This window comes from Sphaerisporangium sp. NPDC049457 (assembly GCF_055586705.1).
This window is the reverse complement of record NZ_JBVJHR010000011.1, coordinates 13,477-40,043: the sequence shown is the minus strand read 5'-3', so window position 1 is coordinate 40,043 and position 26,567 is coordinate 13,477. Positions and strand designations below refer to the sequence as shown.

The window sequence follows — 26,567 nt, the reverse complement described above, 5'->3', positions numbered from 1 at the left end:
ATGGGGCGCGCACCACGATAGTGACCCGACTCGTTCATTCGTCGTTCACCTTGTACCGGGAATCAGGTCATCTTGGCTCTCTACCGTCCTACCCGTTGAGAGAACAACGTGGAAGGACAACAACCGTGAAGTATGCAGGCCGGCTCGCCGTAGCCGCCATCGCCGGCGTGCTTTCGCTCGCTGCGTGCGGCACCGATGACAACGGCGGTGCCACCGACGCCGCAGCGGCTCCCGCGAGCAGCGCCGGCGGCAGTGGCGTCAGCGGCACCATCAACGCGGCCGGCTCCTCGGCGCAGGCCAACGCGATCGCCGAGTGGAAGAAGTCGTTCCAGTCGGCGAACCCCGGCGTGAGCATCAACTACCAGCCCAGCGGTTCCGGCGCGGGTGTGCAGGCATTCATCCAGGGCACCGTCGCGTTCGCCGGCTCCGACTCGGCGCTGAACGACGAGAAGGGCGAGCCGGCGCAGGCCGACGCGCGCTGCAAGACCGGCAAGGCGATCAACCTGCCCATGGTCACCGGCCCGGTCGCGGTCGTCTACAACGTGCCGGGTGTGGACAACCTTCAGCTGTCCCCGGCGACCATCAGCGGCATCTTCAGCAGCCAGATCACCAAGTGGGACGACGCGGCGATCAAGAAGGACAACCCTGACGCCAAGCTGCCGTCGACCCCGATCCAGGCCGTCCACCGCTCGGACGAGTCCGGCACCAGCGACAACTTCACCAAGTTCCTGAAGGCCACCGCCGAATGGCCGTACGAGCCCGGCAAGGCGTGGCCCGCTGAGGCCAAGGGCACCGGCGCCAAGGGGTCGGACGGCATCTCCCAGACCGTCAAGGGCACCGAGGGCACGATCAGCTACGTCGAGCTGTCCTTCGCCGAGAACTCCGGCCTGACCAAGGCGAAGGTGGCCAACGGCTCCGGCGAGTTCGTGGAGCTCACCCCCGAGAGCGCGGCCAAGACGGTCGAGGCCGCCGAGATCAAGGGCACCGGCAACGACCTGAAGCTGTCGATCGACTACGCCACCAAGGCCGCGGGCGCCTACCCGATCGTCCTGGTGACCTACGAGATCACCTGTGAGAAGGGCCTGTCGGCCGACGACGTCAAGCTCGTCAAGTCCTTCCTCACCTACACCGCGAGCGACGAGGGCCAGCAGGCCCTGACGAGCCTCGGCTACGCGCCGCTGCCGGCCGGCCTGGTGAGCAAGGTCCGCACGGCCGTCGAGGCGATCTCCTAACTCGATGGCCACGCCACTTCGTACACGCGAGGGCGGGCCGGCCACTGGCCGGTCCGCCTTCCGGCGCAGTCGCGGCGAAGGCCCCTTCCGGTTCGCGACGACCGGCGCCGGCGTTCTGTTGCTCGCCATCATGGCGGCGATCGCGATCTTCCTGATCGTGAAGGCCGCTCCGGCCCTCCAGGCCAACACCGCGAACTTCCTCACCGAGAGGAACTGGACGCCGAACGCGACCCGGCCGGCCTTCGGCATCGCGGCGCTGGCGTTCGGCACCATGATCAGCTCGTTCCTCGCGCTGGTCATGGCGGTGCCCGTCGCGATCGGCGTGGCGCTGTTCATCTCGCACTACGCGCCGCGACGCCTCGCCGGGGTGCTCGGCTACGTCATCGACCTGCTGGCGGCCGTCCCCAGCGTCATCTACGGCCTGTGGGGCGTGCTGTTCCTCGTCCCGCTCGTCAAGGGCCCCTACATCTTCCTGAACACCTACCTCGCCTGGATCCCGCTGTTCGGGGGAGACGGCGTCTACGGCAAGTCGATCATGACCGCCTCGCTCGTGCTGGCGATCATGATCCTCCCGATCGTCGCGGCCATCTCGCGCGAGGTGTTCCTCCAGGCCCCGACGATGCTCGAAGAGGCCGCGCTGGCCCTGGGCGCCACCCGGTGGGAGATGATCAGGATGTCGGTGCTGCCGTTCGGGCGTCCCGGCGTCATCAGCGCGGCGATGCTCGGCCTCGGACGGGCGATGGGCGAGACCATCGCGGTCGCGCTGATCTTCCCCGCCACCTTCGACATCACGTTCAGGGTGCTGTCCAACAGCGGCAACAGCATCGCCGCGAACATCGCCAACGGATTCGGCGAGGCGACCCCGATCGGGCAGGGCGCGCTGATCGCCTCGGGTCTCGTCCTGTTCGTGATCACCCTGGTGGTCAACGTGGCCGCACGGCTGATCATCGCCCGCCGCAAGGAGTATTCGAGGGCCGCCGCATGACCATGTCGCCCAGTGTCATCACCCCGGTCTCCACCGGCCGGCGGGTGAGGAACCGCGTAGTGCAGGGGCTCGTCTGGCTGGCCTTCGCCGTCGCGGTCGTCCCGCTGGTGTCGGTGCTCTGGCTGGTGACCAAGAACGGGCTCGCCCGGTTCGACGTCGAGTTCCTGACCCACTCGATGCGCAACATCGGCCCGCGCGACGCGGGCGGCGGCGCCTACCACGCCATTGTCGGCACACTGGAGCAGGTCGGGGTCGCCACCCTGATCTCTGTGCCGATCGGCCTGCTGACCTCGGTCTACCTGGTGGAGTACGGCAGGGGCCGTCGCCTCGCCCGCTCCATCAGCTTCTTCGTCGACGTGATGACCGGCATCCCCTCCGTGGTGGCCGGTCTGTTCGTATTGGCGTTCTGGGTGCTGATCCTCGGACTCGGCTACTCCGGCTTCGCCGGGGCGCTCGCGCTGTCCATCCTGATGATGCCGACCGTGGTCCGTTCCAGCGAGGAGATGCTGCGCCTCGTCCCGAACGAGCTGCGCGAGGCGTCGTACGCGCTGGGCGTCCCCAAGTGGAAGACGATCGTGCGCATCGTGCTCCCGACCGCGTTCACCGGCATCGTCACCGGCGTCATGCTCGCCATCGCCCGCGTCGCGGGCGAGACGGCGCCGCTGCTGCTGACGGTGTTCGTCACCGACTCCATCAACCCGGACCCGTTCCACGGGCCGCAGATGGGCCTCCCGCTGTACATCTTCGACCAGATGAGCCGCCCGAACGACACCGCGATCGACAGGGCGTGGGCCGGAGCCTTCACCCTCATCCTGTTCGTCATGCTGCTCAACCTGGTGGCACGCCTCATCTCGTGGTGGCGCTCTCCCGCCAAGGGCCGATAAGGGGTTTCGACAATGGCCAAGCAGATCGAGGTGTCCGACCTCGACGCGTACTACGGATCGCACAAGGCGATCGAAGGCATCACCATGACGATCGAGCCCCGCTCGGTCACCGCCTTCATCGGCCCGTCCGGCTGCGGCAAGTCGACGTTCCTGCGCACGCTCAACCGCATGCACGAGGTCATCCCGGGCGCCCGCGTCGAAGGCAAGATCAGGCTGGAGGACCAGGACCTTTACGGGCCCGACGTCGACCCCGTCTCCGTGCGCCGGACGGTCGGCATGGTCTTCCAGCGGCCGAACCCGTTCCCGACGATGTCCATCTACGACAACGTCGCCGCAGGTCTGCGCCTCAACGGCCGGGTCTCCCGCTCGGAGGCCGACGGCATCGTGGAGTCCTCGCTCAGGGACGCCAACCTGTGGAACGAGGTCAAGGACCGGCTGAACAAGCCCGGGTCCGGCCTGTCCGGCGGGCAGCAGCAACGCCTGTGCATCGCCAGGGCGATCGCGGTGAGCCCGGCGGTCCTGCTCATGGACGAGCCGTGCTCGGCCCTGGACCCCATCTCGACGCTGGCCATCGAGGACCTGATCGCCAAGCTGAAGAACGACTACACGATCGTGATCGTCACCCACAACATGCAGCAGGCGGCGCGGGTCAGCGACAAGACGGCGTTCTTCAACCTGGCAGGCCAGGGACGGCCGGGCAAGCTCGTCGAGATGGACGACACCTCGAAGATCTTCACCAACCCCACCGAGAAGGCGACCGAGGACTACATCACCGGACGCTTCGGATGATCCGGACGCCTCTGCCGACCCGCTCGTGAAGGAGATGGTGTGAGCCGGCCGCAGGCGGCACCTGAAGTGGACGGGGACACCCGGCCGGCGCCCATGCTGCTGGTCGCCGATCCCGACGCGGGCCTGGTCAGGGAACTGGCCTCGGCGCTGGAGCGCGAGGGGATCTCCGTGACGGGCGTCCCCGACGGCGCGCAGGCCCTCCTCCAAGCGGGCGCGCTACGCCCGGACGTGGTGCTCGTGAGCGCCACCCTGCCGGTCATCGGGCCGGTGGACTTCGTACGGGCGGTCCGGCTCGCCCGCACCGTGCCGGTGCTGCTCGGCGTCGGAGAGGGGCACGCCGAGCAGGCCGTCCAGGCCCTGGCCGCCGGCGCGACCGCGTGCGTCGCCAGGCCCTACCGCGTGCCCGAGCTGCTGCCGCTCGTCCAGGCGGCCTTCCCCGGGGACGCGGGGGCGCGCGGCGTGCTCACCGTCGGAGACGTCGAGCTCGACGCCGCCGCCTACCAGGTGCGCGTGGCCGGGATGCCCGTCCACCTGCCGCTGCGCGAGTTCGAGCTGCTGCACTACCTGATGCGCAACGCCGACCGCACGGTGACGCGCGAGCAGATCATGCACCACGTGTGGCACGCGGCGGACGGCATGTCGACCAACACCATCGCGGTGCACGTCAAACGCCTGCGCGCCCGCCTCGGCGACGACGACGACCGGCTGATCCAGACGGTGCGGGGCGTCGGCTACCGCCTGGTGACGCCGGTCTGACGGCGGCGCCGTTCCGCGCGGGACCTCCGCGTCGGGCCGCGTCCGCACCCCGCCGCGCAAGGGCGATCGGTGAGGCTCTCACCAGGCATTCTTAGCTCCGTGATGTAGCGGTGAAAGACCTTCGATAGGCGGCCCGCCGACCTTCTGTACAGAGCCCGGCGCCTGACGCCGGACTCCGCCACACAAGGCGAGTGCCGCGAGGAGAAGGAGAAGAGATGCCCACCATTAGCGCGACATCGGCCGCGGTCACCCTCATCGAGGCCGGCAACCGGCCGGCGGCCCACATCCGCATGGACGTGGTCGACGAGCTGGACGAGTTGCTGGCCAAGCACCTGTCGACCAGAGAGGAGCAGGTGCGCAGGGCGGCGCTGCAGTACTCCGAGGAGCACTACGCGAGGATGACCGGGCTGCTGCCCGACGAGCTCGTCCGCCTGCTCCAGGAGGAGACCTCGCAGCTCACCGCGGCGAACACCCGCCGGATCGACATCCGGGTGCCGGTCACGGGGAACACGCCCCGCCGGATGGGAAGCCTGCCGAACTCGCTGTTCGAGTCCAACAGCACCATGTTCACCGCGCTCTACCACGTGCCGGCGTTCCGGTCGCTGCTCGCCGAGATCGCCGGCGCGCCGGTCCTGGACTGCACCTACGCGGACGAGCGGATCACCGGCACCCACCAGACCGAGGTCGGCGACACCCACGGGTGGCACTGGGGCGACCACGAGTTCGCCTGGATCTTCATCGCGGCGGCGCCCGGCCCGGAGCACGGCGGCCTGCTCCAGACGGTCCCGCACACCCACTGGAACAAGCAGGACCCCGCCGTCAACCGCCGGCTCATGGAGGGGATGATCCGCAGCTACCACCACGAGAGCGGCGAGTCGTACTTCTTCAAGACCGACACCACCCTCCACCGCACCATGCCGATCCAGACCGAGGGCGTCACGCGCTCCATCGTGAACCTGACGTTCGCCGGCGTGAACGACCTGCTGACCGAGAAGAGCTACGAGACCACCGACGCGGTCTACCTCGCCTGAGCCCACGACGAAAGACCTCGACAGCGCAGTGCGGAACGCCCGGCCGGGACATCCCGGCCGGGCGTTCCGCGTGCCTGCCACAGCGCCCTGTCGAGCCTGGCCGCGCGAGCCGGCCACGCCGGGCCTGTGATCAGCCCCCGGCCGCGCGAGCCGTGAGCGTCGTGGTCGTCGTGGTGCTGCTGAGCGTCGCGGTCGCCATGGTGGTGGCCAGCAGGCCGGTGCCGTCGCGCTCGACGACGGGCACCGGCCCGCGGATCACCGCCAGGCTGGCGTGGTACCCGCGGGGCGGGCGCAGGGGCAGCACACTGGCCTCCCCCGCGCTCGTCCACACGCGCAGCGACGGTCCCGAGCCGAGCACGTTCACCCGGTCGGGCTCCTGGTCCAGCCCGACGCCGACGGCCTTGAGCAGCGCCTCCTTCCTGGTCCACAGCCGTACGAACGTCGACACGCGGCTCGCGGGGTCCAGCTCGGCGAGCGCCTGGATCTCCTGCTCGGTCATGGCCCCGTCGATCAGCTCGTCGACGTCGAGCGCGGGGTCGATCACCTCCACGTCCACCCCGACCTCCTTGACGCCGTCGCCGACGGCGACCACCACGCAGTCGCCGGCGTGCGACACCGACAGCGCCAGGCGGCGCACCCCGGCCCGGGTCCTGGGGCGGCCGTGCGGCCTGCCGCAGCGATAGCAGGACCGGTCGAGCGGCACCCGCTCCGGCTCCATGCCGAGCAGCCGGCCGGTGGTCAGGCGCAGGAGCGCCGCGGCGGTCAGGAACCTGGCCCGGTCGGCGGGGCGGTGGTACTCGTGGTACCGGGCCCGCTCGACCGGGTCGAGCAGCCGGGTCAGGCCGTCGCCGGCGCTCACCGGACGCGCCCACCACACGTCCACGCCCGCGGCGCGGCTCACGACCGGTCCTGCGCCGCGAACGCGACCGGAGGGCGGCCCGCCTCCGGTCGCAGCAGGTCGGCGGACAGCTCGATGCCGTGCCCGGCCAGCCAGCCGGGCTCGTACAACGTGCGGGTGTAGTTGTCCCCCGAGTCGGGACAGACGCAGATGGGGGAGGTGATCTCGGGATGCCGGGCCAGGTAGGCCGCGCAGGCCGCGAGCACGGCGCCGCTGGAGCCGCCGAGCCTGATCCCCGCCGAGTCGGCGAGGGCATGGCAGTGGGCGATCGCGACGACATCGTCCACGATGACGAGATCGTCCCAGTCTCCCGGCCGCAGGAAGGCGGAGACCCGGCCGGCGCCGATCCCGGTCAGCAACCGGTTGCCCGTGGGGGCGGCGAGCACCCTGGAGCCCGGCACGTCGACGGCCACCACGCGGACCCCGGGCCGGTGGGCGCGCAGGTAGCGGCCGAGTCCGGCGAGCGTGCCGCCGGTGGAGACCGCCACGAACACCGCGTCGTACTCCCCGCGGGCCTGCCGGTCCAGTTCGGGGCCGGTCCCCTGGTAGTGGGCCAGCGGGTTCGCCGGGTTGTGGTACTGGTCGGTCCACACCATCGCCGGATCGTCGGCGGTCAGGCGGGCCACCCGCTCCAGCCGGGCCTTGAGGTAGCCGCCCTGTGGGTCGCGTTCCCGCACCTGCTCGACCTCGGCGCCGAGGAGCACGAGCCGCTCGGCCAGCACCGGGGAGATGCTCGGGTCGACGACGGCCACGCACCGCACCCCGATGCGGGAGGCGAACGAGGCCAGCGCGATGCCGAGGTTGCCCGAGGTGGACTCGACCAGCACGGCGCCGGGCAGGTCGAGGCGACCGGCCACCGACTTCAGCAGGCTGAGCGCCGTCCTGTCCTTGATGGAGCCGCACGGGAGCGCGCCTTCGAGCTTGAGCCGGACGCCGACCCGGCGGCCGGCGACGACCATGCGCACGCCGGCCAGCGGGGTGGGTTCGGCGCTTGCCGACAGGCGGTCGAGCTCGGCCTCGACGTCGCCCGGACGGGCGGCGACGGGCACGGCGGGCAGGCTCATCGTCCCGTCTCCGCGTCCTTCAGCCACGCCGTCAGCGACGCGGACAGGTCGCCGACGTGGTGCGGCTCCATCGCCTCCAGGTGGCCGTGACGGATCCTCCCCACGGGGACGTCGCCGCCGAGCCGTCGCCATTCCCGCAGGTACGCGTCGTGGCTGAGCCCGCCCTTGGCGTCATGCCCGTCGCCCATCAGCTCATCGGTGAGCAGGATCCTGAGCGGCACGTCGGCCGGCTCCATGCGGTGCCGTCGCGCGGCCTCGGCGATGCCGCGCCACAGCCGGATCCTCGGCGACCAGTCGTCGTCGAGGTCCTCCTCGGTGATCGGCTCTCCGGCGTTGTCGTCGACGACGGCCCGCAGCACCTCCACGAGCTCGGCGCGCAGGTCCTCGTCCGCGGGCTCGGCCGCCGGCTCCGCGAGCAGTTCCGCGGCCCGGGCGAGCAGCCGTTCCTGCAGGGGCGGGTCCTCGGCGGGCAGACACGGGTCGAGAAGGACCAGCGAGACCTCCTCCCCCATGTCCCGCAGGCGCGAGGCGACCTCCCAGGTGACGGACGTGCCGCCGCACCAGCCGAACATGCGGTACGGGCCGGCGGGCCTGATGCCGCGGATCTCGTCCAGGTAGAGGCCGGCCAGCTCGTCGACGGGCAGGCCGGCCATGCCCTCGTCCTCCATCGCGGGATGCTGCAGCGCGACCATCGGCCGGTCGGCCGGCAGCCGTTCGGCCAGGTGGCGGTACCAGTGGACGCTGCCGCCGCCCGGGTGGACGCAGAACAGCGGGTCCTGGTCGCCCGCGGTCCGGTACCACACCGCGACGGCGGGCGGGCGGCCGTCCGGCTCGGCGGCGCCGTCGGCCGGGGACGCGCCGTCCGGGGCACCTTGGCCGGCTCGAAGGTCGCGCGCCACCGCCTCGACCGTGCGGCGGGCCATGATGTCGCGTCCGGTGATCGCCAGGCCGGCCTCGGCGCGCAGCCGGGCCGCGGCCCGCATGGCCGACAGCGAGTGCCCGCCGAGCCGGAGGAAGTCGTCGTTCATGCCGACCTGGTCGACGCCGAGCACCGCCCGCCAGACGTCCGCGACGATCCGCTCGACGTCGTCTCGCGGCGGCGTGTACGGGACGTCCAGCTCGGGCCGGTGGCCGCCGGGCGCGGGGAGGGCGGCGCGGTCGATCTTCCCGCTGGTGGTCATGGGGAAGCGGTCGAGCTTCACCAGGATGTCGGGCACCAGGTATCCGGGCAGCAGCCCGGCCAGGTGGGCGCGGAGCTCGGCGACGTCGGGCCCGGAGCGCTCGGCCATGACGTATCCGACCAGGCGCCGATCTCCCGGGCCGACCTCACGGGCCACGACGGCGGCCAGGCGGACTCCGGGATGCCGGTGCAGCACCGCCTCGATCTCGCCCGGTTCGATCCGGTGGCCGCGGATCTTCAGCTGGTCGTCCCGCCTGCCCATGAAGTCGAACCCGCCGTCGGGGCGAAGCCTGGCCAGGTCCCCGGTGCGGTAGAGGCGGGCTCCGCGCTCGCCTCCGTACGGGTCGGGGACGAACCGGTCGGCCGTCAGCTCGAACCGGCCCAGGTACCCCCGGGCCACGCCGGGACCGCCGATGTGCAGTTCGCCGGGCACGCCCGCCGGGCAGAGAAGACCGTCCGCGTCCAGCACGTACGCGCTGGTGTGGGCGATGGCGGGCCCGATCGGCACCGGCCGGGTGACCGGCACGCCGGGGTCGATGGGATGGCAGGTGGCGTAGGTGGTGGTCTCGGTCGGGCCGTACGCGTTGACCAGGCGGGTCGCCGGCAGCGCCCGCCGCACGCGTTCGATGTGCTCGGGAGAGGCGGTCTCGCCGCCGGTGATGAGCGTCCGCACCCCTTCCAGCCCGTCCATGCCCTCGTCGGCCATCAGCTTGAACAGTCCATGCGTGATGAACAGGGAGGTGACCTTGTGCCGGGCGACGAGGTCGCGCAGCTCGCGCGCGTCGAGCAGGCCGGGCGGGGCGACGACCAGCCGCCCGCCGTGCAGCAGCGCGCCCCAGATCTCGTAGGTGGCCGCGTCGAAGGTGATCGGGGAGTGCAGAAGGTGCGCCCGTCCGGCGCCGAACTCGTCGTACTCCTGCCCGGTGACCAGGCGGACGACGCCCCGGTGCGGCACCGCCACCGCCTTGGGCCGGCCGGTCGAGCCCGACGTGTAGATCAGATACGCCAGGTGCTCGGGGGTGGCCCCCGCCTCGGGCGCGGTGCCGGGCAGCGCGTCTAGGGCCAGTCCCTCGACGGCGACGACGTCCGGACGGCCGAGCGAGCCGGCCGCCTCCGCGGAGGCCAGCACGAGCCGGGCCCCGGCGTCGTCGAGCAGCCCGGCGAGCCTGGCGGGCGGGTCCGCGGCGTCCAGGCCGAGGTAGACCCCGCCGGCCTTGAGGACGCCGAGGATGGCCACGATGAGGTCCGGCGACCGGTCGAGGCAGACGCCGACCACGGTGTCCGGCCGCACGCCCCGGTCGCGCAGGTAGTGCGCCAGCCGGTTGGCCCGGATGTCGAGCTCGGCGTAGGTGAGCCGGTCGGACCCGAACTCGACGGCCACCGCGTCCGGGGTGCGCGTGGCCTGGGCGGCGAACAGCTCGTGCACGCACAGGGCGGGGAGCGGCTCGACGGCCGCGCCGCCGCCCAGCGCCAGGCGCGACTCCGCCTCGGGCAGGCAGGCGGCGCGCGCGTCCCCCTGCGGGCCGGCGGCCATGGCGGCGAGCACGGTCGCGTAGAGGTCCGCCAGCCGGGAGCCCCAGCCGGGCGCGATCGCGTGCGGGGCCATCGACAGCACCAGCGAGCCCGGCTCGGTGGAGACCACGAGGGCGAAGTCGGTCGGGCTGCGGTCGTCGGTCTCCGCCAGGTCCACCGCGTCCCGGTCGAGCACGTGGAAGTCGAGATAGTTGAACAGCACGTCGCTGATCGGGCTTCCCTGGCTCCACCGCCGCTGCATCTCGGGCGCGGGGTAGCGCCGGTACGGCCACAGCGTCGTCTCCTCGTCGAAGACCGCGCGCACCAGGTCGCGCCAGGTGGCCGCGTCGGCGCGGACGGCGAACGGCACGACGTTGAGGAACATGCCACGCGTCCGGTCGCCGCCGGCCACCTCCGGCCGGCCGTTGACGCCCAGCGCCGTGCGGAACGGCCGCTGGTCGGTGACCATGCTCATGACCTTCACGTGCGCGGCGAGCAACACGCTCTTGAGCGGCGCTCCTGAAGCCTTGGCCAGGGCGCGCAGCCGCGGCAGCAGGCCGGCGATGGGCACCCGCAGGTCGTAGGGGAAGGGATCGTCGGCGGCGGGGCCGGCCCAGGCCTCGGGCAGCCTGAGCCGCTCGTGGCCGAGCACCCGCCCGGCCCAGAAGTCCCGCTGCTCGGCCGACTCGACGGCCGCGCGCTCCAGCGCGATGTAGTCGGCGAACCGCAGCGGGGACGGCGGCGGCTCGGGCACCGGCTCGCCGCGGCGGACCGCGCGGTAGAGCTCCAGGAGCTCCGACAGCAGCGAGTTGTGGCTCCAGCCGTCCAGGATGGGGTGGCACTCGACCCAGCCCAGCCGCCACCGCCGGTCGCTCAGCCGCTGGACGTAGAGCCGCCACAGCGGGGCCCGGCCGATGTCGAACCGGCGCGACCGCTCGCGCCGGAGCGCGGCCTCCCCGGCGGCGCGCCGCTCGTCGTCCGGCAGGCCGGTGAGGTCCTCGACGCTGATCTCCACCTGGGCGTCGAGGTGCACCAGTTGCATGGGGACCGAGTAGGTGAGCAGGTCGAACGAGGTGCGCAGCACGTCGTGCCTTTCGGCCAGCGTCCGCGCCGCCGTCCGCAGGGCGGACGGCGAGAACGGTGCGTCGTCCCTGATGAGGTAGGCGGTGACGTTGTGGTACGGGCTGAGACCGTCGTCCGAGGCGAGCTCGAACAGCATCCCCGCCTGCACCTGGGTCAGCGGGTAGGCGTCGCCCAGCGTGGCGGGCAGCAGGCGCGTGTCCTCGGGGCCGACGTGGGCGAACGGGGGCAGCGCCACGGCCTCGGGCCGCGTCGCGGGCCCGTCCTGGCGGGACTCCATGACCACCGCGAGCGCGGCGGGGGTCTGGCAGCGGAACATGTCCTGCACGCCGACGTCCCACCCCGCCTCGCGGAGCGCGCCGACGGCGCGCAGTGCCCTGATCGAGTCGCCGCCCAGCTCGAAGAAGTTGGCGTGCGCGCCGGGCGCGGGCAGGTCCAGGGCGGCCGCCCAGGCCGCGGCGGCGGCGTGCTCAGCAGGGGTGGCAGGCGCGACGAACGCGTCGGCGGACTCGTGGGCGCGCGGCGCGGGCAGCGCGGACCGGTCGAGCTTCCCGTGCGCGGAGACGGGAAGCTCGGCCAGCGGGACGATGAACGCGGGCACCAGGTAGGCGGGCACCTTCGCGGCCAGCCAGGCCCGCAGCGCCCTGTCGTCGACCTCCGCGCCCGCGGCGGGGACGGCGTAGGCGACGATCCGGGGGTCGCCGGACGCGGGCTCGTCCACGACGGCCACGGCGGCGCGCACGTCCGGGTGGCCGAGCAGCACGGCCTCGATCTCGCCCAGCTCGATGCGGTGGCCGCGGATCTTCACCTGGTGGTCGCGCCGGCCCAGGTAGTCCAGCGTGCCGTCCTCCCGCCAGCGGGCGATGTCGCCGGTGCGGTAGAGCCGGCCGGGACCGAAGGGCGAGGGCACGAAGCGTTCGGCCGTGAGAGCGGGCCGGCCGACGTAGCCGCGCGCGACGCCCACCCCGCCGATGTACAGCTCACCGGGCGCCCCGACCGGGGCCGGCTCCATGGCGTCGTCCAGGACGTACATGGAGATGTTGTCGATCGGCCGGCCGATCGGGACGCGGGCCTCCCGCCGGCCGGGCAGGCACTCCCACGCGGTGACGTCGACGGCGGCCTCGGTCGGGCCGTACAGGTTGTGCAGGCGGGCGCCGAGCCGGTCGAGGAACGCGGCCTGCAGGTCCTTCGGCAGCGCTTCCCCGCTGCAGATCACCGCGCGCAGCGACGCGCACGCCTCGGCGCCCGGGACGTCGAGGAAGGACCGCAGCATCGACGGCACGAAGTGGCACACGGTCACCCCGGCCTCGGCGATGAGGTCGCGCAGGTAGCCGCCGTCGCGGTGACCGCCCGGCTCGGCCAGGACCAGCCGGGCTCCTTCGCCCAGCGGCCAGAAGAACTCCCACACCGACACGTCGAACCCGAACGGCGTCTTCTGCAGCACCACGTCGGCCGGGGTGAGCCGGTAGGCGCGCTGCATCCAGTCCAGCCGGTTGGCGATGGCGCGGTGCGACACCACGACGCCCTTCGGGCGGCCCGTCGACCCCGACGTGTAGATCACGTAGGCGGCGTTGTCGGGGTCGGGCCCGTCCTGCGGCGGCGTCGCCGGCAGACCGGTCAGGTCGAGGCCGTCCATGCGGACGACGTCCGTGCGCATGTCCGTGCGGACGGCGTCCGTGCCCTCGGCGTCCGTGCCCTCGGCGTCCGTGCGCTCGGCGTCCGTGCCGCCGGGGCCGAACAGGTGCGCGTACGCCGTGGTGGTCAGCACCACGTGCGGGGCCGAGTCGGCGACGAGGTAGCCGATCCGCTCCCGCGGATACTCGGGGTCGATCGGCACGTAGGCGGCGCCGGCCTTGACCGTCCCGAGGAGGGCGATCACCATCTCCGGCGAGCGGTCGAGGCAGACGGCCACCCGGGTCTCCGGCCGCACGCCGCGCGCCCGCAGCAGGTGGGCGAGCCGGTTGGCGGCGGCGTCGAGCTCCTGGTAGGTCATCCGGCGGGCGCCGCAGGCGAGGGCGACCGCGTCCGGCCGGGCCGCCGCCTGATCGGCGAACCGCTGGGGCAGGCACCACGCCGGGTGGTCCACGGCGGTGTCGTTCCACTCGGTCAGGACCCGCCGTCGCTCGGCGGCGGAGGTGAGGCCGATCCGGTCCACCGGCGTCTCCGGGCTCCGGCCGGCCTGGTCGAGGAAGGTCACGAAGTGCTCGGCCAGCCGTTCGGCGGTCCCGCGGCCGAGCAGCGCCCTTGGGTATATCAGGGCTCCGCTGAGCGACCCGTCGGGCAGCAGCGTCAGGTCGAGCGCGACGTCCACGCGGGCGGGCGACCAGCCGACCGGCTCCTCGACGACGGTCAGGGAGCCGGCTTCGCGGGTGGCGCCGCCCTGCTCCCGGTAGGTCAGCATGGCCTGGAACAGCGGGTTGACCGACAGGTCGCGGCCCGGCCGCAGTTCTTCCACGATCCGCTCGAACGGGACGTCCTGGTGGTCGTGGGCGTCGGTGACGACCCGCAGGGCGCGCTCGACCAGCGCGCCGAAGGACGGACGTCCCGACAGGTCGCCGCGCAGCACCACGGTGTTGGCGAAGAACCCGACGAGCCGCTCGAACTCGATGCGGTCGCGCCCGGCGACCGGCGTGCCGACGGCGATGTCGCGCCCGCCGGTGTACCTGCCGAGCAGCGCCCAGAAGGCGGCGAGCATCGTCATGAACGGGGTGGCCGAGCGGTCCGCGCCCACCGCGAGGGCGGCGCGGGCGACGGGCGCGGTCACCTCGAAGGTCACCACGTCGCCCTCGGGGTCCCATTCCGGCGGCCGGGGGTGGTCGAGCGGCAGGTCCAGCGGCGCGAGCCCGGCCAGCGCGTCCCGCCAGAAGGCCAGGTGGGAGGCGGCTCGCGGGCCGTCCGCCTGGGAGCGCCACCACGCGGCCACGTCGGCGTACTGGAGGGCGGGGGCCGGCGGCGTCCCGCCCCCGTAGATCTCGGTCAGCTCGTCCAGCAGCACGTCCGCCGAGATCCCGTCCACGGCGATGTGGTGGGCGACCAGCGACAGCACGTGCTCGTCGGGGGCCACCCGGATCAGCGTCGCCCGCAGCGGCCATTCGGCGGCCAGGTCGAAGGGCCGCTCGCCCACGTCCCTGACGAGATCGGCCAGGCTCTGCGCGGTCAGCTCGCGCTCGCGCTCCTCGGGGGACCGCCCGTCGCCGACCATCATGATCTGCCGCACCCGGCGCGCCCGCCGGTCGCCGTGGCCGGCGAGGTCCAGGACCGTCAGCGGCAGCCGGGCCGGCGGGTCGACGAGCTGGCAGGGCTCGCCGCCGGACTCCGGGTAGCGGGTCCTGAGCACCTCGTGCCGGGCCACGAGCCGGTCGAGCGCCGCCCGCAGGGCGGGCACGTCCAGCGGGCCGGTCAGCCGCAGCGTCACAGGGACCAGGTATTCGGTGCTCCCCGGCCGGAGCCTTTCCAGCAGCCACAGTCGGTGCTGGCCGGGCGACAGCGGCAGGGGCCGGTCGCGGTCCGCCGGGCTGATGCCCGGCGCGGCCGCCCTTCGCCTGCCGCGGTCGAGATACCGCCGGAGCAGCAGCTTGGCGTCGGGGGGATCGATGGTCGCGGCGTCACTGGTGGGGTTCACGCTTCTTCTCCTTCGGAGAGCAGGGTCGCCATCTGGTCTCGCGTCCAGTGCGAGATCTCCTCCTCGATGGAGCGTTCGAGCAGCGCGCTCATCGCGGCCACCGTCCGCGCCTCGAAGATCTGGCGCAGGGAGATCGGCAGGTCGAACACCTCCCGGAGTCGGAGCAGCACGCGGGAGGCCAGCAGCGAGTTGCCGCCCAGGGCGAAGAAGTCGTCGTCCCGGCCGGCCCGCTCGACGTGGAGCACCTCGGTCCACAGCGTGCTGACGTACTCTTCGATCCCGGGCTCCGGCGCGACGTACTCGCGAGCCAGCTCGGGGCGGCTCCAGTCGGGCTCGGGCAGCGCGGCCCTGTCGACCTTGCCGTTCTGGGTCATGGGCAGTTCGCCGAGTTCCACCCACGCCGAGGGCACCATGTAGTCGGGCAGCCGCTCGCGCAGGTGGCCGGCCAGTGCGGCGGGGTGGGCCGCCCCATCAGCGGGCACAGCGGCGGGCACAGTAGCCGGGACGAGGTAGCAGACCAGAGCCAGGTCTCCGCCGGGCCCATGGCGGGCCTCCACGACGGCCGCCCGGACGTCGGGGTGCGCGGCCAGGATCGCCTCGACCTCCCCGGGCTCCACGCGGAACCCCCGGATCTTGACCTGGCGGTCGGCCCTGCCGAGGAACTCGATGACGCCGTCGGAACGGCGGCGCACGAGGTCCCCGGTCGCGTACATCCGGGCCCCGGGGACCGGGGAGAACGGATCGGGCAGGAACCGGGCCGCGGTGAGGGCCGGAGCCTGGTGGTAGCCGCGGCTGACCCGGCCGCCGCCGATGTACAGCTCGCCGGTCACGCCGTACGGCACCGCCGCCAGTCGCGGGCCGAGCACGTAGGCTCCGGTCCCTGTGAGAGGCCGGCCCAGCGGGATGAGCCCGTCCGAGGCGGCCTCCAGCGGTCCGAGCCGGTGCTCGGTGGCCGCGATCGTGGTCTCCGTCGGCCCGTAGCCCGTGGCGAACCGGGCGGGCAACCCCGTAGCGGCCCACTGCCGGGCGTCCTCGTAGGTCACCGCGTCGCCGCCCACGCTCATCACCCGCAGGGCGGCGAGCCGCCCGTCGCCCGGCCGCAGGACTCCGACCATCAGCCGGTAGTAGGCGGGGGTGACGTCCAGCACCGAGACCTCGCTCGCGGTGAGCCGGTCGACCAGGTCCTCAGGGGCGGTGCCCCGAGGGTCGGCGACCACGACGGCCGCGCCGGCCACGAGCGTGGCCGCGATCTGGTCGAGGGAGGCGTCGAACGTCACCGAGGCCATCAGCGCGAAGCGGTCGCCGGGCGTGAGGGCGTAGGCCTCGGTCATGACGAGGCAGTGCTCGGCGAACGACCCGTGTTCCACCTGGACGCCCTTGGGGCGGCCCGTGGAGCCGGAGGTGAAGATCATGTAGGCGAGGTCGCGCGGGTCGAGCACGGGAAGCGCCACCGCGGGCGGCGGCCCCGGCGCGTCCACGGCAAGGACCGCGACGCCGAACGGCGTGATCATCTCCGGGCTTCCCTTGCCGGTGACCACGGCGGCGGGCGCCACGTCGGCCAGCAGCCCGGCCACCCGTTCGGGCGGCGAGTCGGCGTCGACGGGGACGTAGACCCCGCCGGCGCGCATGATGCCGAGCATCGCCACGACGACCCGGGGGCCGCGGGGCAGGCAGGCCACGACGGGCGCTCCCGGCGTCACCCCGGCGGCGACGAGCCTGGCCGCCAGGTGGCCGGTCAGGCGATCGAGCTCGGCGTAGGTGCAGGCCTCGCCGCCGCCCGCCTCGACCACGGCCAGGGCGCCCGGCGTCCGGCGCGCCCAGGACGAGACGGTCTCGTTCACCAGGGGCACCGCGCGCGGCTCCGCGGGCGCGTCCACCTCCACCAGCGGCACGTCCGCCGGGCATCGCCCGGGGTCGCCGGCGCAGGCGTCGAGCAACCGCTGGAAGTGGCCGGCCATCCGCTCGACGGTCTCCGGCTCCAAGAGCGCGGCCGCGTACTCGAACTCGGCCGTCCACCCGCCGTCCGGGCGTTCCCGCATCGACAGCGCCAGGTCGCACATCGCCGCGCGGACGCCGACGGGGTACGCCTCCACGCGCATGCCGGGGAGCCGGAACGGCGTGAGCCCGGTGTCCTCGACGGTGAGCATCACGTCCACGAGCGGCACCCGGGACAGGTCGCGGGTGACGTCGAGGGCGTCGACGAGCTCGTCGAAGGGCACGTCCTTGTGGTCCAGGGCTTCGAGCACCGCCTCCCTCGACCGGTCGACGAGGGCCGCGAAGCTCGGGTCGCCGGAGACGTCGGCGCGGATCGCCATGGTGTTGACGAAGCAGCCGACCAGGTCCTGCACCACCTGACGGTCGCGCCCGGCGACGGGGGAGCCGACCAGGAAGGCGGCCTGGTCGCTGTAGCGGGCCAGCAGCGCCTGGAAGACGGCCAGCCACGTCATGAACGGCGTGGCCTCCCGCTCCCGGCCGAACGCGAGCACGCGCGAGGCCGGGCCGGCGGGCACGTCGAACGCGTGGACGGCTCCCGTCGCGTCGCGCACCGGCGCGCGGGGCCGGTCGAGGGGAAGGTCGAGCGGTGGCACGCCGGCCAGCCGTTCCCGGCTGCCGGCCAGGTGCCGCCGCCGGACCCGCCCGGCCTCCGGCCCGCTCTCCCAGGCCGCGTAGTCGGCGTACTGCACGGGCGGCGGCCGCCGGCCGGGCCGCGTACCGGCGCGGAACGCCTCGTAGGCCTCGCCGAGCTCGCGGGCCAGCACGTCGAGCGAGCGCCCGTCGCAGGCGATGTGGTGGGTGAGCATGAGCAGCACGTGGTCGGCGGCGCCGAGCCGGATCAGGCCGACCCGCAGCGGCGCCTCCCGCGCCAGGTCGAACGGCTCACCGGCCCACCGGGTGACGAGCGCGGCCGCGCGCCGCTCCGCGTCGGGCTCGGCGGACAGGTCGGCGCGGCGCGGCTCCAGCGGCACGGGCTCGTCGATCACCTGGTACGGCTCGCCGTCCTCGACGTCGTAACGGGTGCGCAGGATCTCGTGCCTGTCCCTCAGCGTCTCGATCGCCCACAGCAGCGCGTCCTCGTCCAGAGGGCCGCGCAGCCGCAGGGCGATGGGGGCGAGGTACTCCCCGCTGCGGGGCGCCAGCCGGTGCATCAGCCACATCCGCCGCTGCGGCGACGACAGGGGGAGCCGCCCGGTGCGCGGCACCGCCTCGATGCGGCCGCCGTCCTCCGGCTCGGCGGCCGGCAGCCGCCTGGCCAGCTCGGCGACCGTGCGCCCGTTGAGCAGCGCCCGCATGGGCAGCTCGCCGGGGAACGTCTCGCGCAGGCGTGACATCACGCGCATGGCCAGCATCGAGTTCCCGCCGGCGCGGAAGAAGTCGTCGTGGACGCCGACCCGCGCGAGGCCGAGCGTGTCGGCGAAGACGCCCGCGATCACCTCCTCCACCGGGTCACGCGGAGCCACGTACGCGCCTGCCTGACCGGTGGGCGCGGCCGGTTCCGGCTCGGGCAGCGCGGCCCGGTCGATCTTGCCGCTGGCGGTGTGCGGGAAGGACTCCAGCGGGACGAAGACGCCGGGCACCATCGGCGCCGGCAGGCGGTCGGCCAGGTACGCCCGCAGCCCGTCGGCGGACGGGACGGCCTCGCCCGCCGGTGTCACGTAGGCCACCAGCCTGCCGCCGCCGTGCGCGTCCTTGCCCGCCACGACGACGGCGGCGGCCACGTCCGGGTGCCCGGCCAGCGCGGCCTCCACCTCGCCGGGCTCGACGCGCACGCCGTGCACCTTGACCTGGTGGTCCAGGCGGCCGAGGAACTCGATGGTGCCGTCGGCCCGCCACCGGGCCAGGTCGCCGGTCCTGTACATGCGGGCGCCGGGCTCGCCGTGCGGGTCGGGGATGAACCGCTCCGCCGTCTGCGCCGGCTGGTTCAGGTAGCCGCGGGCCAGGCCCGCGCCCACCGCGCACAGCTCGCCGGGGACACCGACGGGGGTCAGGCGCAGCCGGCGGTCGACGATGCGGATCGCGGTGTTGTCGATGGGAGTCCCGATGGGGACCGTGCCGCCGCCGTGCTCCCCTGGCCGGTACGACCAGGCGGTGACGTCGATCGAGCACTCGGTCGGGCCGTAGGTGTTGTGCAGCTCCACCGCCAGGCGGGCGGTGAGCCGTTCGCACAACTCGGCGGTGAGGGGTTCGCCTGCGGAGAAGACCAGCCGCAGCGAGCCGCACCGCTCCAGGTCGCGCTCCTCCACGACCATCCGCAGCATCGAGGGCACCAGTTGCAGCACCGTCACCTCGTGCGCGATGACGTCCGCGACGATGAGCGCGGGGTCGCGCTCGGCGTCGGGCGACGCCAGGACGACCGTCCCGCCGGCGACGAGCGGGGCGAAGATCTCCCACCCGGCGGCGTCGAAGGCGACGGTCGTCTTCTGCAGCACCCGGTCGGCGGCCGAGAGCCGGTGGCGGCCGACCGTCCACAGCACCCGGTTGACGATCCCCCTGTGGGTGATCACGACTCCCTTGGGGGTGCCGGTCGAGCCGGAGGTGAAGATGGCGTACGCGGCGGCGTCGAGGTCCGGGGCGGGGCCGCGTCCGTGGACGTCCGGGGCCGTCTCGTCCGGCCTGATCACCTGAGCCGGGACGGCGGGCAGCCGGCCCGCCACGGCGTCGCGGGTGACCAGCGCCGCCGCGCGCGACTCCCTCAGCGCGGTCGCCAGCCTCTCCGGCGGATGGCCGGGGTCCAGCGGCACGTACGCGGCGCCGGCCTTCAGCACGGCGAGCAGCGTCACGACCAGGTCGAACCCGCGTGGCAGGCAGACCCCCACGAAGGACCCGGCGCCGATGCCGCCCGCCCGCAGCCGGCCGGCCAGCCGGTCGGCGGAGGCGTCCAGCTCGGCGTAGGACATGGTGCGCGTGCCGTCGACCACCGCGGTCGCCTGCGGGGTCGCGGCAGCCTGCCGCTCGACCAGCTCGTGCAGGCATCCGCCGCCGCGCGGGGCCTGCGTGGCGTTCCAGCCGGTGAGCAGGTCGCGCCGCTCGTCGCCGGTGAGGATGTCGAACCCGTCGGCGGGCAGCTCGGGGTGGTCGAGCGCCTGGCGCAGCAGCGTGACGTACCGTTCGGCGAACGCGGCCATCGTGGCCCGGTCGAACAGCGCGGTGGCGTACTCGACACCCCCGGTCATGCCGCCGTCGCGCCGTTCGGCGAGCTCCAGCGTGAGGTCGAACTTCGCGGTCCGCGCCGCGACCGGCATCTCGGTCACCTCCAGCGCGCCGAGCCGCGGAGCCGCCGAAGGCGCGTTCTGGTAGGCGAACATGACCTGGAACAGCGGGTTGCGGGAGGCGTCCCGCTCGGGGGCCAGCTCCTCCACCAGGCGGTCGAACGGCAGGTCCTGGTGGGCGAGGGCGCCGAGCACGTCCTCGCGCACCCGGTCGATCAGCTCCTGGAACGCCGGGCGGCCTCGCAGGTCGCCGCGGAGCACCACGGTGTCCACGAAGAAGCCGATGAGGCGCTCCGCGTGCGGTGTGTCGCGCCGCGCCACGGGCGTTCCGACGACGATGTCGTCCTGCCCGCAGTACCGCCCGAGCAGCGCGTGGAACGCCGCGAGCAGCACCATGTACGGCGTGACGCCGCGCCCGCGGGCCAGCGCCCGCACCCGCTCGGCGAGCTCGGGCGGCAGCTCGAAGCCGACGGCCTCGCCGCGCCGGTCCCGCACGGGCGGACGGGGACGGTCGGCCGGCAGGGCGAGTTCCGCCATGCCGGCCAGGCGCTCGCGCCAGTAGCCGAGCGAGGCGGCATGGTCGCCCGCGTGCTCGCGCGCCGCGTGGTCGGCGAACTGCGCGGGGAGGGCGGGCAGCGCGGGGGTGCGCCCGGCGGTCAGCGCCCGGTACCTGACGTCCAGCTCGTCGGTGAGCAGTTTCAGGGACCAGGCGTCGCAGGCGATGTGGTGGACGACGAGCAGCAGGACGTGCTCGGTCTGGCAGAGCCGCAGCAGCGAGGCGCGCAGCGGCCACTCGGCGGCCAGGTCGAAGCCGCGCGTGGTCTCCTCCTCGACGGCCTCGGCCAGCCGTGCCACTCCGGTCGCGCAGGGCACGCGCGACAGGTCGCGCAGCGCCGGCCGCACCGGCTCGGGGTCGTCGATCACCTGGCGCGGCTCGCCGTCTCGCAGCTCGTACCGGGTGCGCAGCACCTCGTGCCGGGCCACCAGCCCGCTCAGGGCCTCGCTCAGGGCTTCGGCGTCGAGCCGTCCGCGCAACCGCCAGGCGATCGGGGCGACGTAGTCGGCTCCGCCGGGATCCATGCGGTCCAGCAGCCACAGCCGGCGCTGCCCGGGGGACAGCGGCGGCTCCTGCACCCCCGCCTGGCCTGTGTCGAGAGCCGAGGCCGGCTCACCGGCGGACGCCGTCCCGGACCCGGCCACAGGGGACGCCGCCGCCTCGGTTCCGGCCGCGGAGAACGCCGCGCCGGTCCCGGCCGCGGAGGACGTCGTCACGGTTTCGGCCGCGGAGGACACCGCGCCTGTCCCGGCCGCGGGGGACGCCGTCTCGGTGCTGGCCGCGGGGGAGCTGAGGGCGTCGAACATGCGGGCGCCGAGCAGTTCGGCGAACCCGGCCACCGTCGGCGCGGCGAACAGGTCCCGCACGCTGATCGGCACCTGCAGCCTCGCGCGCACCTTCGCGACGGCCTGGGCGGCGGTGAGCGAGTTGCCGTCCAGGTCGAAGAACGAGTCCTCCGCGCCGCAGCTCGCCAGGCCGAGCGTCTCCGCCCACACCTCGGCCACCAGCCGTTCGATCGGCGTCCGCGGCGGCGTGCGGGACGGGCCGCTCGCGGCGGCGCCGGAGCCCGGGCCGGGGACGGGAAGGGCGTTCCGGTCGATCTTGCCGTGCCGGGTCACGGGGAAGTCCTCGACGGTGACGAACACGCCGGGGATCATCGGGTCGGGCAGCCGTTCGCGCAGGTAGGTCCGCAGCTCCGCCTCCGTGGCCGCGCCGGGTCCCCCGGCGGGGCGGACGTAGCCGACCAGCCGCCCGCCGTCATGCCGGACGACCGCCTGGGCGACGCCGGGATGGGCGGCCAGCACGGCCTCGATCTCGCCGAGCTCGATCCGGTGGCCGCGGATCTTCACCTGGTCGTCGGTGCGCCCGAGGAACTCCAGCAGCCCGCCTCCGCCGTGACGGGCCAGGTCGCCGGTCCGGTAGACCCGTGCCCCCGGCTCCCCGCACGGGTCGGGCACGAACCGGGCGGCGGTCAGCTCAGGCCGCCGGTGGTATCCGCAGGCCACGCCGGGCCCGCCGATGACCAGCTCCCCCACCGCGCCCAGCGGAACCGGCCGCCCGCCGGCGTCCCACAGGTGGACCCGGTAGTTGGCCGGGGCGATCCCGATCGGCAGCGTCACGCGTCCCGCCGGCATCGGATGCGCCGCGGCGTCGAAGAACGACCCCCACGAGGCCTCTGTCGGGCCGTACTCGTTGACCAGCCGCAGCCCGGGGGCGCGTCGTGCCAGGTCGTCCAGCACCGTCGCCGGGCACGACTCCCCGCCGATGACCGCCATCTCCAGTTCGGCGAGCGGCCGGTCGTCGCGTTCGAGCAGCGCCCGCAACAGGTGCGGCGATCCCACCAGGTGGCTGACCAGGGGCAGGCGCGCCAGCGCGGCCAGCTCGTCCAGGTCCGCCCGTGACCCGTGCGTGGGCAGGATCAGCGCGCCGCCCGTGCCGAGGGTCCAGACGGCGAAGGAGACGAACACGTCGAAGGAGGGTGAGACCGGCAGCAGCACGCCGCGCGGCGGGTCGCTGTACGCCTGGCGGCCGACCAGGGCCGACAGGACGTTGCGGTGGGTGACCACGGTGCCCTTCGGCACTCCGGTCGACCCCGAGGTGTACACCAGCGACAGCCGGTCGTCACCGCAGACCTCCACCGGGGGCCGCGACGCCGGGCACGCCGCGATCGCGGCCGCGTCCTCGTCCAGGCGCACCACCCGGGTGACGCCGAGGTCGGGCGCCCCGGCCGTCGTCACCAGCACGAGGGGAGCCGCGTCGCCGGCCATGGCCGCGATCCGCTCCCGCGGGTGGGCGGGATCCAGGACCAGGAAGTACCCTCCCGTCTTCGCCACCGCCAGCAGGGTCACGACGAGCTCCACCCCGCGCGGCAGGCAAACCGCCACCGGTACGCCGGGGCCGGCACCCAGCCCGCGCAGATGACGCGCCAGCCGGTCGCTCCGCTCCGTCAGCTCCTTGTAGGGGATCGCGTCCCCGCCGCACACCACCGCGACCGCGTCAGGGGCGCGCGCGGCGCGTTCGTCCACGACGTCCGCCACCGACCCCGCCGGCAACGGCAGGTCGGGCGACGCCTGGGGCACGAGGGCGAGGTCGCCGTCGTAGAGGGAGACCTCGCCGACCGGGACGTCGGGGTCGGCGGCCACGGCCGCGAGCAGGGCCCGGTAGTGCCAGGCCATCCGCTCGACCGTCTCCCGGTCGAACAGGGCGGTGCTGTACTCGACGTGGCCCGCCCAGCCGTCGTCCTCGTCGTCGCTCATCGACAGGGTGAGGTCGAAGGTCCGGGAGGTCACCGCGGGCCGGGGCTCGCGCCGCACGCGCAGGCCGTCGCCCCAGAAGGGGTCCTCCTTCGGGGTGTTCTGGAAGGCGAACATCACCTGGAACAGCGGATTGCGGGACAGGTCGCGCTCGGGCGCCAGCTCCTGCACCAGGCGGTCGAAGGGCAGTTCCTGGTGCTCGTGCGCGGCGAGGGTGTCCCGGCGCACGGCCGTGAGCAGTTCGGCGAAGGTGGGGTCGCCGGACAGGTCGCCCCGCATGACCACCGTGTTCACGAACAGGCCGACGACCTGCTCCAACTCGGGCATGCCCCGTCCGGCGAGCACGGTGCCCACCGGGACGTCGGTCGCGCCGGCGTAGCGGGCGAGCAGCGTCTGGAAGGCGGCGAGCAGCACCATGAAGGGGGTGACGCCGTGCCGTCCTGCCAGGTCCCGCACGTCCTCGCGCAGCCGGGCGCCGATCGTGAAGGACAGCGCCGCGCCCTCCTGCGACCAGGTGGCCGGGCGGGGCCGGTCCGTGGGCAGCTCCAGCGGGGCGAGGCCGGTGAGCTTGTCCCGCCAGTACGCGAGGTGGGCGGCGAGCGTCTCGTCGTCGAGGCTCTCGCGCTGCCAGGCAGCGTAGTCGCCGTACCGGACGGCGGGCGCGGGCAGCAGGGGCTCCCGGCTCGCGGTCAGGGCGCGGTACAGCTCGGCCAGGTCCCGCCGCAGGATGTTCTCCGACCAGCCGTCGATGGCGATGTGGTGGACGACCAGGCAGAGCAGATGCTCGTCGGGGCCGAGCCTGAGCAGCCCGACCCGGCAGGGGGCGGCGTGCGCCAGGTCGAAGGCGGCGCCCGTCAGCCGTCCCAGCCACTCGTCCGTCTGCGCGCGGGCGTCGGCGGCGGGGTCGAGCGCGGAGACCTCCACCGTGACCGAGCCGGCGGGAAGGACCCGCTGGACCGGCTCGCCGCCGTCCCACACGTACCGGCTGCGCAGTGACTCGTGCCGGGCGAGGAGCAGGTTCACCGCGTCCAGCAGTGCCTTCTCGTCGAGCGCGCCGGTCAGTCTGAGCACCGTCGGCAGGTTGTAGGCGTTCTCCGCCTCCCCCATCTGGTCGAGCAGCCACAACCGGCGCTGCGCGAACGACAGGGGCCGGCCGTCGTGGTCGCCACCCCCCATCGCCACCGTGCTCAGCGCCGGGTTGAGCGCTGTGTCCGGCGCCAGGTTCAGCACCGGGTTCAGCACCGGATTCAGCGCTGTGTCCAGCGCCGGGTTCAGTGCCGAGTCCGGCGCCGTCTCTTCGAGGCGGGCGGCGAGGGCGCGGACCGTACCGGCCTCGAACAGCTCCCGGAGCGGGACCCGGACGCCGGTGTGGCGGGAGATCCTGGCGGTCACCTGGGCCGCGGACACCGAGTCCCCGCCGAGCGTCATGAAGTCGTCGTCGAGCCCGACCCCGCCGAGGCCGAGCACCTGCTCCCAGGCGTCCGCGACGACGCGCTGGATCGCGGTCTCGGGAGGGACGCTCCCCGGCTCGCGCAGCCGCGTGCCGGGGAGCGGCAGCGCCTTCCTGTCGACCTTCCCGCTGGCGGTGACCGGCAGCGCGGCCATCCGGACGAAGGCGGCCGGGATCATGTACTCCGGCAGGGACCGCCCCAGATACGCCCGCAACGCGGCGGTGGACGGGCCGTCGCCCTCTTCCGGCACCAGGTAGGCGGCCAGCCGCAGCGGGGTGCCGAAGGGGTGCACCACGCAGGACCGGATCTCCGGGTGCCGGGCGAGGACGGCCTCGATCTCGCCCGGCTCGACCCGGTGGCCCCTGAGCTTCACCTGGAAGTCCGTGCGGCCGAGGATCTCGACGAGCCCGTCCGGGCGGCGCCGGGCGACGTCGCCCGAGCGGTACAGACGGGCGCCCTCGTCCCACGGGTCGGGGGTGAACCGCTCGGCGGTCAGCGCGGGACGGCCGAGGTAGCCGCGGGCCAGGCCCGCGCCGCCGATGTACAGCTCGCCCTTGTCCCCGTCGGGCACCGGGCTCATGGTCTCGTCGAGGATGCGCAGCGTGGTGTCGCCCACGACGGCGAAGTCGTGCGCCCGGCCGCCGGTGACCCGGGCGTGGGTGGAGTACACGGTCGTCTCCGTGGGGCCGTACAGGTCCCAGACGTGGGCGCACAGCGAGCACAGCCGCTCCGCCAGCTCGGTAACGAGCTTCTCGCCGCCGCTCAGCGCGGTGAAGCCGCCGGGCGGGCGCCAGCCGGTGTCCAGCAGCATCCGCCAGCTCGTCGGCGTCGCCTGGAAGTGGGTGGCGCCGGCCGCGTCGAGCAACTCCGCCAGCGCGCGCGGGTCACGCGCCTGCTCGGCGGACCCGAGCACCACCCGGCCGCCCACCATGAGCGGCATGAACAGCTCCAGGACGGAGATGTCGAAGCAGTAGGTGGTCGTCGCGACGAGCACGTCCGCGGCGTTGAACGCCAGCTCCTCGATCAGCGAGGTCAGCAGGTTGACGACCGCGCCGTGGGTGACCATGACGCCCTTCGGCGTGCCGGACGACCCCGAGGTGTAGAGGAGGTACGCGAGGTCGTCGGGATGCAGGACGGCCGGCGGCTCCAGGTCAGGGACGGCGGCCGAGGCCTCCTCGGTGAGGATCAGGCCGATGCCGGGCGGCGGCTGGAAGGACCCGAGGCCGGGCCGGTCGCTGACCAGCGTCCGCACCTCGGCGTCGGCCAGCACCTGGCGGATGCGCTCCGGCGGGTGGGACGGGTCGAGGGGGACGTACGCCCCGCCCGCCCGGTGGACGGCCAGCAGCGTGACCAGCAGGTCGGGGCCGCGGTCGAGCAGGACGCCGACGAGATGCCCGCGCGCGACGCCCTCACCGCGCAGCCGGGCGGTCATCCGCGCGACCCGCAGGTCGAGCGCGGCGTAGTCCAGCGTGTGTGCTCCGTGCTCCACGGCGACGGCGCCGGGTGTACGGCGCGCCTGTGCCCACACCAGGTGAGGCAGGGCGGCGAAACGATGGGGTTCCATCGG

At 73.9% G+C, this 26,567-nt stretch carries 10 protein-coding genes; 6 read left to right on the top strand and 4 right to left on the bottom strand.

Annotated elements, in window-relative coordinates; genetic code table 11:
- Positions 1–125: 125 nt before the first annotated feature.
- From pstS to ACZ6QO_RS18295, 6 genes are all read left to right on the top strand, one after another.
- Complete coding sequence (gene pstS, locus ACZ6QO_RS18320; RefSeq protein ID WP_465852061.1) at positions 126–1,232, top strand: phosphate ABC transporter substrate-binding protein PstS; 1,107 nt, start codon at positions 126–128, stop codon at positions 1,230–1,232.
- A gap of 4 nt (positions 1,233–1,236) precedes the next feature.
- Entirely contained in the window at positions 1,237–2,217 is a 981-nt protein-coding gene (gene pstC, locus ACZ6QO_RS18315) for a phosphate ABC transporter permease subunit PstC (RefSeq protein ID WP_465852059.1), read from the top strand.
- On the top strand, positions 2,214–3,101 hold the full coding sequence (pstA, locus tag ACZ6QO_RS18310) for a phosphate ABC transporter permease PstA (RefSeq protein WP_465852058.1): 888 nt from the start codon (positions 2,214–2,216) through the stop codon (positions 3,099–3,101). Before pstC ends, pstA begins: the two co-directional genes overlap by 4 nt.
- Positions 3,102–3,113: 12 nt before the next feature.
- The gene (gene pstB, locus ACZ6QO_RS18305; RefSeq protein WP_465852056.1) at positions 3,114–3,890 is read left to right on the top strand and encodes a phosphate ABC transporter ATP-binding protein PstB; all 777 of its coding nucleotides are present in this window, start codon (positions 3,114–3,116) and stop codon (positions 3,888–3,890) included.
- A gap of 39 nt (positions 3,891–3,929) precedes the next feature.
- Entirely contained in the window at positions 3,930–4,646 is a 717-nt protein-coding gene (locus ACZ6QO_RS18300) for a response regulator transcription factor (protein ID WP_465852054.1), read from the top strand.
- A gap of 215 nt (positions 4,647–4,861) precedes the next feature.
- Entirely contained in the window at positions 4,862–5,677 is an 816-nt protein-coding gene (locus ACZ6QO_RS18295; RefSeq protein ID WP_465852052.1) for a HalD/BesD family halogenase, read from the top strand.
- 130 nt (positions 5,678–5,807) lie between these two features.
- On the opposite strand, the gene ACZ6QO_RS18290 is transcribed toward ACZ6QO_RS18295, so the two are convergent.
- The 4 genes from ACZ6QO_RS18290 to ACZ6QO_RS18275 are packed head-to-tail and all read right to left on the bottom strand — an operon-like array spanning position 5,808 to position 26,564.
- Positions 5,808–6,578, bottom strand: coding sequence for a 4'-phosphopantetheinyl transferase family protein (locus ACZ6QO_RS18290; RefSeq protein WP_465852051.1), 771 nt, complete (start codon positions 6,576–6,578; stop codon positions 5,808–5,810).
- A complete protein-coding gene (locus ACZ6QO_RS18285) occupies positions 6,575–7,639 on the bottom strand; it encodes a pyridoxal-phosphate dependent enzyme (protein WP_465852049.1) in 1,065 nt (354 codons plus the stop codon). The genes ACZ6QO_RS18290 and ACZ6QO_RS18285 overlap by 4 nt, the downstream gene beginning before the upstream one ends.
- Complete coding sequence (locus ACZ6QO_RS18280; protein ID WP_465852047.1) at positions 7,636–15,033, bottom strand: amino acid adenylation domain-containing protein; 7,398 nt, start codon at positions 15,031–15,033, stop codon at positions 7,636–7,638. The genes ACZ6QO_RS18285 and ACZ6QO_RS18280 overlap by 4 nt, the downstream gene beginning before the upstream one ends.
- Positions 15,030–26,564, bottom strand: coding sequence for an amino acid adenylation domain-containing protein (locus ACZ6QO_RS18275; protein WP_465852045.1), 11,535 nt, complete (start codon positions 26,562–26,564; stop codon positions 15,030–15,032). The genes ACZ6QO_RS18280 and ACZ6QO_RS18275 overlap by 4 nt, the downstream gene beginning before the upstream one ends.
- Between the last annotated feature and the right edge of the window lie 3 nt (positions 26,565–26,567).